Source organism: Gammaproteobacteria bacterium (genome assembly GCA_013214945.1).
GTDB lineage: Bacteria > Pseudomonadota > Gammaproteobacteria > Enterobacterales > Psychrobiaceae > Psychrobium.
The window spans coordinates 22,158-36,409 of the sequence record JABSRT010000008.1 but is presented as its reverse complement, the minus strand read 5'-3'; the positions used below and the strand labels follow the sequence as shown (position 1 = coordinate 36,409).

Here is a 14,252-nt window from a genome sequence, read left to right as displayed (position 1 = left end):
TCAATGCGGATTGGCATAACTTAAGGAAACTCTATGAAAGCGTCCAAACATATTGTAGTAATCGATGCCATTGCCTTTGCTGGAGGCTCTAAAGTAGCCACCAATACTTTTCTCGCAACATTAGCCCAACCGGGGATAAAAATAACCATTATCACCAAAGACAAATCGTGCTGGGATCGTCAGTATCAATTTCTCGATCTTTATGAGATGCCTTGGTTATCGGCGAAGGAACAAGGGTTATGGTATTTTTTACGTCACTTCATTTTGGCCCTCAATATCCTGATGGCCCGATTACGCTATGGCCCAATCAACATCGCCGTCGGCGCGTCAGGACCAGGGGTAGACTTGTCACTATATTTAAGCCAACTGCTGCTTAAATTTGAAATAATGCAGTTAATTCACGGCCCAGTCGCCTGTTCAAATACCATCGCTCGTTGTTTAACCAGAGCAAGTCATGTGTTTTACCTTAAAAGTACTTTGCCATCGATAAAACAGTGTTTAATCAAACAACTCGACCCACAGCAAATATTATTTTTGTTAAGCAGTAATACCTATCAAGAGCTTCACAACGGTTTACTCGACAGCGCTTGGCCAACACAATGCCAATACCACACCCCACGAATTTTATGGGCAGCCTCGTTGTTAAAATGGAAAGGTTTAGATTTTTTCGTCCAAGCTATTGCCGCAATCCCACGTCAGTACCGACCAATTACTGAGATCTGTTATATTCGACCGTTAGCCACAACTCAGGCCATCTGCCAAGCACCGATTAAAGTCCCCAAATTATATTGGCACGAACAGCCTGAGCAACTTGATGCCATCCGGGCTAGTTGCAATATTTTCATTTCAACCAGTACCAATGAGCCTTTTGGATTATCGATTCTTGAAGCGTTAGCGGCAGGACATTGCGTAATAATTCCGATGGACAATGCTCACTGGGATCAAACCCTAACCCACGGTTTAAATTGCCTTAAGTACCAAGCTCATGATGTCAAAGATCTGGTCAACATAGTGTTATCACTAAGCGGTGATATTAACAAAGTTAAGCAGTTAGGCAGTAACGGTCAGCAAATTTCCAAGCAATATCAAGCTGACAAGTTGTACCAAAAGTTGACCCGTCTGGTGTTAAAAAAAGTTGTAGAACAATAGCTAAAAAGGTTTTGTAACTAAATCAGCCAACTAATCACAGGAGAGTAATAATGCTCAGTAAACTAAGCCGCTTATTGCCGACAGCAGTACAGCAGTCAATTATTTATGGACTGAGCATAGCGTTAATGAAAAGTGTTTCATTAATCATGTTGCCAATCACCGCCTATTACTTACGCCCAGTCCAATTTGGTCAGCTCGAATTATTAACCAGCATTGCTATTATCTGCAGTATTTTAGTCGGTTTGGGGCTCGAAAGTACCTTGTTTCGCTACGCAGGAGCCAGTAAAGATCTTAATGAAAATAAGCAAAGTGCTGCCAGCATCTTAAGTTTAGCGCTCATTATAGGTGCTATTTCCCTTGCCATTGGCTGGCAAGTTGCCCCCAGCATTATTGCCAACATTTCGGTCGACATTTCAGTGGAGCAACTGCGTTTAGTACTCATTATTGTTTCTCTGGAGGGCGCAGTAGCTATTCCGTTAGCATGGTTTCGAATGCAAGAACGAGTCCTATTATTCTTTTGGGCCACCTGCTCAAGAACAGTTGTTCAAGCGCTATTAATATTGCTCTTTTTACAAATGCAACATGGTGTCAACGGCGTATTAGTCGCTTGCTTAATTGCGGCAAGTCTTCAAGCATTGATTTTATCAAGCATGATGTTAAAAGACGTAGGATTCGCTTGTAACCTCAGACAGTTCACATATTATCTTCGCTACAGCCTGCCAATTATCGGCAGTGGTTTAATTGCATTTTCATTGGCCGGATTTGACCGCTGGTTACTTGCTGCCCAAAGTTCGCTAACAGATGTCGCGATATATGGCATTGCCGCAAAATTTGCTTTGGCGACAGTACTGTTAGTGCAGCCTTTTGGGATGTGGTGGCTGCCTAAAAGATTCGCCATATTAAAGCAACGTCTAGGCATCGCCAAAGCAGCTCATTACATTATGATTGGCATTATCGTAGTGATGGCTATTGCCGTGGTGGTGTCATTTATGGCGCCATTTCTTATTTATTGGCTGCTGGCGCCTGAATATCATCAAGCGATCAACTATGTTTTATGGCTAGTGCTTGCCATGGCTTTTAGGGAAATTGCCGAACTGGTAAATATCGGCTGTTTTTGTGGTAAATCGACTTACCAACAACTGCTTGTTAATCTGGTCAGTGCATTTATTGGCCTCACCATTATGTACAATGGCATTGTACATTGGGGGGTTTGGGCGGTGGTTATTGCGCTAAATGTTGCCTATTTATCCAAGGCCATATTGTTTTATATCGCCAGCCAACGTAATTTACCATTACCCTACGATAGCTTGAAACTGGCGATTGTTATTAGCCTAGCACTGGGCTTAATAGGGTTAAGCCAATTCATCCCGTTAACGTTAAACGCGTGGTTAATTTCGCTGACGCTGTTAGCTGGCGGATTAATCACGACCATTAAGCGCGATTTGTTATCGCTTAACAAAACCTTTAGCTAAGCCAATGTCTGTCGAACCTAAATTAAGATCTGACGAAGCTAACAGTAACCGCTATTATTTTTATTTAGCGATATGCCTTTGTACCTTGTTAGCGGCTGCATGGTGGCGATTTCCGCACCCAATACTGGCGCCTATCATTGCTTTATTTCCAATCGCGATAATATTAGTGCTGTCGCTGCCATTTGAAATGGTACTGCTGTTCGTGATCTTTTCATTTTTTCGTATTCATGAGGTGTTTCCAGCGCTCTATTCCTTAAAAATCCCACTCATGCTTTCTTTAGGATCAATTGTTGGCTTAGCCTGGCATATAGGGATAACCCAAAAAGTTAAGATGTGGTGGAACCGTGAATTAATCCTAATTAGCGTTTTTTTTATGCTGGTGACCCTCGGGGTTGTTATGGCCAGCAACCGCGGTGTCGCGATCGAATATTTTAAGGGAATTTACTGGAAAATTGCCTTAATGACCTATGCCATAACGTGGTTAACACGAACCAGTCGCGACTTTTCGCTGGCGTGCACGCTATTAACCGTTTCAGGTTGTCTGGTCAGCTTGGTTGCACTGAGTAATAAAGCCAATGGCATTGGGCTCGTCGAGGAAACCAGAGTCACTATTGGTCGTGCCTTAGGCTCAGTATTGGGCGACCCCAATGATTTGGCATTAGTATTAATGTTTCCTGCAGCATTTGCGACGAGTCTAATGACCACTGCCAAGTTAGCACGTTGGCAACGTTGGTTAGGTATATTTAGTGTCCCGATTTTATTTTTCGCGGTGCTTGCTACTCAAAGTCGCGGTGGACTATTAGGAATTATTGCAGTGTTTGGCGTATTTCTTTATCGCAAACTCAATAATCGGCTGCTTTTTGTGATCATCGGCTTAACTGCAGGGTTACTGCTATATGTGGTTGCCGGGATCTCGGATCGTTCCTCAGGTGGCTCAGCTGAAGATGGTATGGACGCATCCGCACAAGGGCGGCTATTCGCCTGGGAAGCCGCATGGGGTATGGCGTTACATAATCCATTGACCGGGGTCGGCATCGACAATTTTTATTCAAATTACTTTTACTATAGTGCACATTGGGACGGTTTAAATCATGCGGTTCACAGCACTTGGTTCGGAATTTTGGCAGAAACAGGTATTGTTGGCTTACTGGTCTTTGTCACCATTATCATTATGCTGATGCGCATGGCATTTAATAGCGTCATCTCGCTCGAGAAAATGGCGCAAGCGCCTGCGGTGATTACCGCGACAGCCAATGCCGTTTTTGCTGGGCTTCTTGGCACGGTGGTCGCGGGTACATTTTTAACCCAAGGTTTTACTTGGCCGATTTATATCTTGGCCGCGCTCATTCTGGCGGTCGCCCGCTGGGTTGATTTAGCGAAAAAATAGCAATATGCAATTCATTTTGCATATTAAAAGTAACCTCTCAAGCCTCCCCACACCAACCAACCAATAACAAACTGATAATTAACAATAAAATTGTTGGCACCATTACTGCTATGTAATAAGAAATTATCTAGCGGATTAACCCAATGAACCTCACAATTATCGCACAAACAAAGCAATGGTTAAAAACCAGTAATGTACCGGTAGTCAAACGTATTTTTAACACCCTTAAAATATGGCGCTGCGGTGATTTACCACTGCCAAAATTTCCTTACCAAGTGTTGTTCGCTATCCACCAGCTAGTAAGTCATAGCTTGGGTTATTTGGTTCGAGTATTTTATTGGACTCCACTATTTAAAAGTCAAATAAAGCACTGTGGTCAGCAACTTTATCTTTATGGTGGTTTGCCTTACATGGCCGGTCCACTAAATGTGTGCCTTGGTGAACGGTGTCGAATATCAGGCCAAACCACCATCACCGGCCGCGCGGCTCACCCAACAGCAGCAACCCTAACCGTGGGTGACAATGTTGATATCGGCTGGATGACCACCATTGCGGTCGGCGATCATATTTTCATTGGTAATAATGTCAGAATTGCAGGCCGAGCATTTTTAGCTGGCTACCCAGGCCACCCCATTAACGCGAAATCACGCGCTCAAGGCTTGCCTGAAACAGACAACCAAGTGGGCAATATTGTGCTTGAAGACGATGTTTGGTTAGCAACTGGCGTATCTGTAATGGCAGGCGTGACAATTGGCAAAGGCAGTATCATTGCTGCGTCAAGCGTCGTAACCAAAGACATTCCTGCCGGGGTGCTTGCGGCTGGCATTCCTGCGCGGGTAATTAGGGAGCTAAGAGTATGAGTTATTACAAAAGTAATAAAGGCCTTAGTAACATCTCGGTTAACGACTTACCTATCGAAACGGTTAACGACTCTACTATCAAAACAGTTAAAGACTCTAATAGAAAAACAGCTAAAGACTCTACTATAAAAACGGCTAAGGACTTAGTCGTTTTCGGTGAAGATTGGGGCGCATTGCCCAGCAGCACGCAGCAACTGATCAAACATTTAGCTCGAAATCGCAAAATCATTTGGGTCAATTCAATCGGTCTGCGTCAACCAACATTTTGCTGGCATGACATCAAACGCATGTGGCACAAAGTTAAGGCCGTATTATGCAGCGCACAAGAGCGCACCGATAATCAATCCACTCATCATGCTGATCCTCAATTTATGGTGATCAATCCCACAGCCATTCCAGCCCCACGCGCTGCCATAACCCGCTATGTCAGTGCGAAAATACTCGCTTACCAAGTCACTCATGCGATCAAGCAGGCGCAGTTAAATGCGCCAATATTATGGATTTCATTACCGACCGCGGTCGATATCGTCGGCAAGCTCTCAGAGTCCGCCGTTGTCTATTACTGCTGTGATGATTTTAATGCGCTTGCAGGGGTTGATCACGACACCGTTAACCAGCGCGAGCAGCAATTAGCCGATTGCGCCGACTTAATCTTAACCGCCAGTGAGGTCCTACGCGCTAAATTTTCTCACAAGGTAAAATTTGATCAAAAAACTGTCGTAACCGTTGAACACGGGGTCGACTTTAACTTATTTTCACAGCCAACGTTACGCGCCACCGATTTACCACAAAACGACAAACCAACAGCGGGTTTCTATGGCAGTATCGCTGGTTGGATCGATTTGGAATTATTGCAACAAACCATCAGCCAATTACCCGATTGGAACTTTGTATTTGTTGGCGCTATCACAGTCGATGTCAGTGTATTATGTCAATATAAAAATGTTTACTTTATCTCAAGCAAGCCGCATAACCAGCTCGCGAGTTACAGTCAGCACTGGACGGTCTCATTACTGCCATTTCAAATAAACAGCCAAATACTAGCCTGTAACCCGTTTAAATTACGGGAATATTTAGCGGCGGGCCGGCCAATAGTTAGCACCCCATTTCCGGCACTGATCCCTTATCAACAATTAATTGACGTGGTTACCAACTCGCAACAAATGGTCGCTGCATTGCAACGAGCCCGTGACGTTCAAGGGTTCGATCCTCTAAAGCGCCAAGCCGTAATCAATCAAACCTGGGAAATTCGTGCCGCCCAAGTCGCCAACTTGGTGGATGACTTATGAACGACTTATCTTACCAACTGCTGTATATCTTTATTGCAGCATGGCGCCGCCGATATTTAATCGTTACGCCACTTATCATCTTGCCTTTGGTCGGTTTAACCATTGGCTTAACTACTGCCAAACAATATCAATCACATACCAGCATGCTGATTCAAGAAACGGCGAAAATGAATCCATTTTTAGAAGACTTTGCCGTGTCACCGATGCTTAAAGAACGATTAGACTCCTTGCAAACCTTGTTGCATTCACGCCATATTCTCGGCGCTGTTGCGCGCGAGCAACAGTTAATCGATGACAATTCATCGGCTCAAGAATATCAGCGTACCATCGACCGGTTATCAAACGGGCTGTCGATGACCATGGTCGGTAAAGATCTTATTAGGATTGACTACACCGCTGGTTCAGCCGATGGCATGAAACAAATGCTAACAACAGTCAGTAGCCATTTTATCGAGCAACTACTGGCTCCTGAGCGTTCTAGCATGGAAGATTCTGCGATATTTTTGGAAAAATACCTCAAACAACGCCAACAAGCGCTGCACCTTGCCGAACAAGCATTAGCCAAATTTAAAGACCTGCACGCCAGAAACTTACCGCAACTGCACAGTGCCAACATCAGTAGAATTGCGAAACTAAAGTTAGATTTAGCCAAGAAAAAAGCCCAAAGGTCAGGGGTCAAAAAAAGTCTCGGCGGACTGAATATCCAACTATCAAAAACCAACCCGATTATTGGTAAAATTGAAGAAAAAATAATTCAATTACGTGGCGATTTAGCACTGCTCAAAGCCCGATATACCACTAAACATTCAAAAGTTCAAGCGACATTACGCGAACTAAAGAGTTTAGAACGAGAACGTCAACAATTACTTAACCACAAGCAGCAGGCTTTGAATTCAGACCAACTTTGGGACATCGCCAGTTCAATGTCCGTCACTAAAGGGGCCACTTCGCAGCCGTTATTAATTACCCAACTTGAAAAACTGCAAGATGCCCGTTCCAAGCTCGATTTTTTATCTGAAGAAATAATATCTTTAACCACGATGATAACCAAATTTGAGCAAACGGCTACCAACTTCGGTGCTAACCAGCAGCAATTTAGCAAACTAGAACGCGATTTAGACGTTAAGCAGCAATTATATGAAGAACTGTTACATCGATTTGAAATGGCACAAATGACCAGAGCTTTAGGGGTTTTTGAACAAAATAAACGGATTAAAATTATAGACCTTCCTTACACCCCTGCCGGGCCAAGCAATTACCCTTTGCTGCTCTATGTCATCGCGGGCCTAGTTGCTGGCATGCTATTGGGGTCAGGACTGGCGACGTTAATTGCCTTGACCGATAACCGAATTTTTCGTCGTGACCAGCTTGAACGTTTGTCATCAGTACCTGTTATTAGCCGGATCCCGCCACTAACGTAAGGAGAAACACCATGCAAAATCAAAACGACAAGATTGTTGCTCAAGTTGTCCAACATTTACGCCCTGGCGGTATTGAAACAATGGTGTTAGCGCTAATGAAACATCAACCCTTTAAAACCGTGATATTTAGCCTTGAAGGTACTAAAGAAGAAGCAATTGCACGCTGGCCTAGCCTAGCTAACGTCAGCAGTCAGTTGGTTTTTTTAAATAAACGCCCGGGGTTTAGCTCGTTAGTTATTTGGCAGTTATCCCTGTTATTTAAACAGCACCGGGTATCTGCTGTTCATACTCACCATATTGGTCCATTGCTCTATGGGGGTATCGCAGCCAGACTCGCTAATATTAGCAAACGAATTCATACCGAACACGACGCGTGGCACCTCAACAATTTTAAACAACGCTCGTTACAGAAATTGTTGCTGCGCTTGGTAAAACCTATTGTCGTTGCCGACGCGTTTGCGGTGGCAAAAAAGATTAGACAATATTTAAATCATCATGACATAACCCTGATCCACAACGGTATCGACACCGATAAATTTGTGCCTGGCAATCGAAATAATGCCCGCAGCCAACTGAATTTACCAACCGGTGTGGTGCTTATTGGCAATGCTGGTCGGCTCGAGTCGATCAAAGGCCAAGACTTATTAATTAGTGCGATCAGTCAATTCTCTTCAAGCGTGCATTTGGCGATAGCCGGTGGTGGCAGTTGCGAAGCGTTACTCAAACAGCAGGTCGCTAAACTAAATCTTGAGCAGCAAGTGCATTTCCTTGGCCCGCTCGACAATATGCTCAATTTTTACCAATCACTAGATCTATTTTGCCTGCCCTCACGACAAGAAGGCTTGCCCCTGTCACCGATGGAAGCACAAGCTTGTGGCATCCCAGCCTTAATCACCAATGTTGGTGGCTGCGCCGAAGCAATTTGCCAAACGACGGGTTTGTTAGTCGAACGAGACAATGTAGAACAGCTTGTTAGCGCGATTGAAATAATGCTATCGCGCCGCAGACAAACCAACCCGCGCGAATTTATTGCTCAATACCGTAACGTCCAAGGAATGGCCAATGCGTATACCAAACTCATTTGTTCATAACTCTCGCTCATGGACGGCATTGAGAGTTGTATTGAACGTTAGCCTGATAAATAGATAAGGAGGAAATTATGTTCACTATCCTAACCATAGGCTGCATGTTGTTGATTGTTTACCATCATCTGGGGTATCCACTGCTGCTAAAAATTCTGGCCAAGTCCAGCCTTTTAACCAACCAAGCATTTCCATCCAAAGACTCGTTAACGGTGACCGACACCGAGCCAACGCTGGCCAGTATTGCGATGGTGATACCCGCTTTTAACGAGCAACAATACATTGCCGACAAAATACGTAACCTGGCGATCCTAGACTACCCGAGCCATTTGTTAACAGTCATTATTGCGTGCGATGGCTGCACTGATAATACCGCAAAAATAGCCCGTGAAACCATCAAAGAACCTGGCTGCGACGCGGTAAACATCAAGATTATCGAATTTAAACACAACCGCGGAAAAGTTGCGGTTATTAATGATATTTTGCCGAAAATATCACAGAAAATTATCGCGTTAAGCGATGTCTCTGCGCTCATTTCAATTGATGCATTAACTCAGGCAAATTACGCATTTACCGACCAAAACGTTGGCCTAGTGACCGGCCATTACCAACTGGCAAACCCCGGTTCAAATGGCGAACAAACCTACTGGCAGTATCAAAGTGACATCAAGCAATGTGAGGCGAAGATATCTTCAATCATCGGTGCCCATGGTGCATTTTATCTATTTAGACGCGAACTATTTGTGCCTTTGGCGGCCAACACCATTAACGATGATTTTGTCATTGCAATGGCGGTTGTTGAGCAAGGGTATCGGGCGACATATGTCGCTGCCATTAATGCGATAGAATTAGAACGTGCAACATCTCAAATGGATTTAAACCGCAGACGCCGCATCGCAGCGGGTAACCTGCAACAACTCATTCGTTTTAAATCGATGCTGTTACCTAAATATAAAGGGGTTGCTTTTGCGTTTGCCTCAGGCAAAGCGCTGCGCGTTGTGATGCCATTGATTTTGATTGAAGCATGGCTTGGCAGCATCATGCTGATCGACACTCATATATTCTTTACCTTAGCCGCTTTGTCTCAAAGCTCTATTTATGGCTCAGTGCTGCTTTTCCGCCTAGTCAAACCTGCCCATCCGAATAAAATTTGGCAAACCATTTATTATCTAGTTAGTGGTTATACCGCCAATTTAATCGGTTGTATTCAATACATTTGTTACGACGATTGTCGTCATTAATCGATTTTTTTAGGGGAAAAAACATGACCAGTGACACAGTAAAGTCAATAATAGGACAAACTACTGACTCTTTATTCAATCAAACAGTTAAGCCTGCAAAGACAGCAACATTTAATCCAAAAATTAGGTTTTTTAAGCGGCTAATCGATCTGATTTTGGCCGGTAGCTTGTTACTTATATGCCTGCCCTTAATGCTCCTTATTGCATGCGCAATTAAGGTAAGTACCCGAGGAAACATTTTTTATTGCCAGCAACGGATAGGCTTGGCAACTCCGAATTATGTCGAGTTTTTTATCATGTACAAGTTCAGAACCATGGTTGAGAATGCAGAACAAAGCAGTGGCGCGGTTCTGGCAACGACCAACGATGTTAGAGTTACTGCTTTAGGCCGTTTTTTAAGAAAAGCCAGATTAGATGAATTACCGCAGCTCATTAATGTGTTGCGAGGCGACATGTCGATTGTTGGCCCTCGGCCAGAGCGTCCTGAGTTTTATCAAAAACTTGAAGACGAAATTCCGTTCTTTGCCGAACGCACATTCATGATCCAACCGGGTATAACTGGACTAGCGCAGATTAACCAAGGCTACGATACCTGTATCGACGATGTTCGGACAAAACTCGCTTACGATCACAGTTACGCCTTATCTTTGTTTACAATCATTGCATGGCTCAAAATGGACACTCACATCATGTTAAAAACATTCGTGGTGATGATAACTGGTCGCGGGCAGTAGCGGTATCACGACAATAGTTGTATCACGGCAAGCGCGTTTTAAATAGAACACCGATATTGGTCAAGATATCGGTGCATCTGGAATAAACCGTCTTTTTGTCGGCGGTCAATACAGCGTGTACAGCTGTATTGACCGCGAATTTACCTACTATGTGTCGATATCTAAATCGATATCCGCTTGCCCTGCTAGTTTTATCTTGCATCGCAAATTACGACGATCGAACAAACTAAAATATAAAAACTACCAACCGGCAAACATAACCACGCTAACATATTGATATTTAATTTAGTTTAGATAGTTATATTGTTGGCTCAAATTCTGCAATTACCTTAGCGTCTCTTCACTTTAAAGGTAATTCTTATGATATTACAAACGCACCTCGCTCAAAACCGTGAACTGATCGTTACTTTCTTTGGTGACATGGATGCCCAAGGCGTGAAAACTATTCAGGGCAAATTTGATTCTTTAGAACAATCACAAATTCCACAAATGGTGTTAGACCTACATCATGTTGATCTTATTGATTCATCGGGCATTGGTGCGATTGTTTTTCTCTACAAACGAATGCGCAATCGTGGTTATTCATTGTCATTGATTGGCGTTCATGGCCAACCTAAAACATTAATCAAAATGTTGCGGATCCACCTCAACATGTCAGTCACTTGGTCGACCGAACCAGACCAGCCATTTAACGAAATAAATGAGGGTTAATGATGAAACCGTGCCTAATTATAGCCAGCGTGATGAGCCTGACATTGACTCAAGGATGCGCAAACTTAATTTCAACTCTTGGCGGTCATGCTCAAGCACAGCGTTATGTAGTGGCAGCCGATCAGCCGCTGGGTCAAGAGCATGGTTTAAGGTTTGATTATACGTTATTAACCCAACATTTAGACATTTTGGTATTAGAAGGCGCTGAGTTGTGTTTTCCTGCCACCGTGGTTCAGGCCAAAACTCGCGAGCTGCGCATTGGCAATGAAATAAAAAGCGGCTTACTGTTTGATGCCGCAAACGACATTATTATTCAACGTCGACTGTTAACTCGGTTAGGGCGCCAGCTGCAATATGTTAATGAGCACCAAGCATGCACTTTAGCTGCAACAACACCATTAACTAATCCGGGCGAGATCGGTAGAAAGATCGCCAGCCTGCTTAATATCGATAATCAGTTTGCGATCGGGTCATATTCGCTCAACCCTAAGTTCGTGATAAGGCTTAGTCAGGCGGTCGAGTTAATTAAAAAGTTAACCGATTACCGATTACTAATAACCGGTCATGCCGACAATACCGGTAATGATGCTGACAACCTTACTCTTTCACGTCAGCGCGCCGAACAAGTAGGCCGTTACATCCAAATTATGGGCATCAACAAAGACCGAATCGACATTGCAACGTTAGGCAGCAACGAGCCTTTGGTTGCTGGTAATCAATCAGAGATCCGTTTAATCAACCGCCGAGTCACGGTTGAACTAATTGAGCGCACGAACGAGCCACAATAAGGAGTATTCCCCATGCTTAAATATCTAATTATATTGCCGTTATTGTTGTTGTATGCCCCAATAATGCAGGCTAATACCAACTATCATATTCAATTAGGCGATCAAATTCATATTTCACTGCCGGGCGAAACAACGCTTAATAAAGACTTTACCGTCGGTATTGATGGCGCAATCAATCTGCCAGAAGTCGGCATAGTTCAAGTGGCAGGACACCAAGAAATAGCGCTAAAAAAATTGCTAAGCGAGGCATTAAAGCCAGTGTTTAAAGATATGACTGGTTTTAATGTCTTTGTTGCCAAAAAGCGGCTAATCATTAATGTGATGGGTTATGTTAAAAAACCAGGTAAGGTGTTTTTACCTGCCGCCGCCAATGTTCAAATGGCCTTGCTCGCCGCAGGTGGCATTAGATCAGGCGCGCAACTAGACAAACTGCAATTGCGCCGCAAAAACAACACCCAACGGTTTAACTATAAAAAGTACCTCGACAGCGGTGACCATACAATTTTACCGCCCCTTAGCTCATTAGATACGCTGTTTGTACCGGCCTCACCAATGATTGGCAATATAGAAGTTGAGTTTGATCCCACTAAAATGGCCGCAGGTGGTGACGCTGCCGATCGGCTGGCGATAAAAGTGTTTGGCGAAGTTCACCAACAAGGCAGTTTTTCATTTAACAAAGACACAAATTTAATTGAGTTTTTGATGAAAGCTGGCGGTGTCACCCGTTATGCCGGTGTTGAACACATCCGAGTGATCACTAATGGTCAGCCACGCATATTTAATTTAAAAAACTACCTCGATAGCGGCGACATTACACTGCTTCCTGAAATCAATCCCGGTACCACTATCTTTGTACCACGCCAAGAAGAGCAAATTAAAACCGGGGCTAATGTCGTTTATGTGATGGGAGAAGTATTTAAACCCGGTGCATACGAAGGAAAATCAGATATCACCTTTATGGATATTCTGGCTAACGCGGGTGGCCCAACGCGATTTGCCGAGTCACGCCAGATCAAAATAATAAAAGCCAATGGTCAGGTTAAATCGTTCGATCTCACTGGTTATACTCATGGAACCAGTTCAAAGTCACTGCCTAGAATTGTTGCGGGTGACGCGATTTTTGTGCCTGAAAAAACTGACATGAACGAAAAGTCATGGTTAAATATTTCTCCTAATCGCGCGGTACGGGTTATTGGTGAAGTCGTGCGCCCCGGTCGCTATGAATGGGCCGACGAAATGTCATTACTTGATATTCTGGCCCATGTCGGCGGTCCAACTTCGCGGGCAGACACCGCTAACATCGACATTATATCGCGCGATCTTCAAGGCAGCATAAGACAATATACTTTTGATTTAGACAGCTTTATTGAACAAGGAAAAAATGAATCTAGTTTACCTGTGATCCGCGGTGGCGCGACCATTCGCATTCATGACTTGCCAAGCGACCCGAGTGACAACAAAGCACAATGGGTAAGACAATCTGCTGAAAAATCAATTTACGTTTTTGGTCAAGTGGGCGCACCCGGGCGTTATATGTTTACTAATAAAATGAATTTTCTCGACATACTAGCGGCAGCCGACGGACCAACGGCCGCAGCCGATATCCGCAATATTCGTATCAGCCACCGTAACGGTAAATACGCCAAAGTCACTAAGCTAAACTTAGCGCTTTATTTTGAAACGGGAGACGAAAACTTATTGCCAAAAATCACTACCGGCGACACTATTTATTTTCCCGAACTCGACCGTAACTGGTTAGACAAATCAAAAGAAATGACGGTCCGTGTATTAGGTGCGGTTAACAACCCTGGGCGTTATACCTATAGCGATAACATGACTATTCTTGACTTGCTAGCGCAAGCTGGCGGCACCAACAGTAACGCCTATATCGAGAAAATAACGGTGGTTAACCTTTCATGCTGTCGCAACCAAGCTCAGGAATTCAACCTCGCTAAATTTGCAAGAACTGCCGACTTTGACGCGCTGCCGGTCATTCGAGTAGGTGACACTATTTATGTGCCAGATCAACGCCAAAGCCGCTTATCTAAGGCGCGTTCAGGACTGCGCGATCTCTTCGAGTTGGTGTCGTTAGCCGCGTTACTCGGTTTGCTATAAAGG

The 14,252-nt window shown here is 44.0% G+C and carries 12 protein-coding genes; all 12 read left to right on the top strand.

The features are described from left to right. Nucleotides 1-33: 33 nt before the first annotated feature. The 12 genes from HRU23_07565 to HRU23_07510 all read left to right on the top strand — a co-directional run bounded on the left by HRU23_07565 (nucleotide 34) and on the right by HRU23_07510 (nucleotide 14,249). Nucleotides 34-1,149, top strand: a complete 1,116-nt coding sequence (locus HRU23_07565) for a glycosyltransferase family 4 protein (protein ID NRA53989.1) — start codon at nucleotides 34-36, stop codon at nucleotides 1,147-1,149. 50 nt (nucleotides 1,150-1,199) lie between these two features. Beyond that, entirely contained in the window at nucleotides 1,200-2,621 is a 1,422-nt protein-coding gene (locus tag HRU23_07560; protein ID NRA53988.1) for an oligosaccharide flippase family protein, read from the top strand. Between the two features lie 4 nt (nucleotides 2,622-2,625). Next, a complete protein-coding gene (locus tag HRU23_07555; protein NRA53987.1) occupies nucleotides 2,626-4,008 on the top strand; it encodes an O-antigen ligase family protein in 1,383 nt (460 codons plus the stop codon). 143 nt (nucleotides 4,009-4,151) lie between these two features. Then, nucleotides 4,152-4,868: an acyltransferase gene (locus HRU23_07550; GenBank protein ID NRA53986.1), complete on the top strand. Its 717-nt coding sequence runs from the start codon at nucleotides 4,152-4,154 to the stop codon at nucleotides 4,866-4,868. Nucleotides 4,869-4,993: 125 nt separating this feature from the next. Continuing rightward, a complete protein-coding gene (locus HRU23_07545) occupies nucleotides 4,994-6,157 on the top strand; it encodes a glycosyltransferase family 1 protein (GenBank protein NRA53985.1) in 1,164 nt (387 codons plus the stop codon). After that, nucleotides 6,154-7,578, top strand: coding sequence for a chain-length determining protein (locus tag HRU23_07540; protein NRA53984.1), 1,425 nt, complete (start codon nucleotides 6,154-6,156; stop codon nucleotides 7,576-7,578). Before HRU23_07545 ends, HRU23_07540 begins: the two co-directional genes overlap by 4 nt. 11 nt (nucleotides 7,579-7,589) lie before the next feature. Then, on the top strand, nucleotides 7,590-8,669 hold the full coding sequence (locus HRU23_07535) for a glycosyltransferase (protein NRA53983.1): 1,080 nt from the start codon (nucleotides 7,590-7,592) through the stop codon (nucleotides 8,667-8,669). A gap of 68 nt (nucleotides 8,670-8,737) precedes the next feature. After that, nucleotides 8,738-9,901: a glycosyltransferase family 2 protein gene (locus tag HRU23_07530; GenBank protein ID NRA53982.1), complete on the top strand. Its 1,164-nt coding sequence runs from the start codon at nucleotides 8,738-8,740 to the stop codon at nucleotides 9,899-9,901. A 23-nt stretch (nucleotides 9,902-9,924) separates the two neighbouring features. Then, on the top strand, nucleotides 9,925-10,635 hold the full coding sequence (locus HRU23_07525; GenBank protein ID NRA53981.1) for a sugar transferase: 711 nt from the start codon (nucleotides 9,925-9,927) through the stop codon (nucleotides 10,633-10,635). 360 nt (nucleotides 10,636-10,995) lie between these two features. Beyond that, nucleotides 10,996-11,346: an STAS domain-containing protein gene (locus HRU23_07520; GenBank protein NRA53980.1), complete on the top strand. Its 351-nt coding sequence runs from the start codon at nucleotides 10,996-10,998 to the stop codon at nucleotides 11,344-11,346. Continuing rightward, a complete protein-coding gene (locus HRU23_07515; protein NRA53979.1) occupies nucleotides 11,346-12,134 on the top strand; it encodes an OmpA family protein in 789 nt (262 codons plus the stop codon). Before HRU23_07520 ends, HRU23_07515 begins: the two co-directional genes overlap by 1 nt. A gap of 12 nt (nucleotides 12,135-12,146) precedes the next feature. Continuing rightward, the gene (locus HRU23_07510) at nucleotides 12,147-14,249 is read left to right on the top strand and encodes an SLBB domain-containing protein (GenBank protein NRA53978.1); all 2,103 of its coding nucleotides are present in this window, start codon (nucleotides 12,147-12,149) and stop codon (nucleotides 14,247-14,249) included. Nucleotides 14,250-14,252 lie beyond the last annotated feature (3 nt).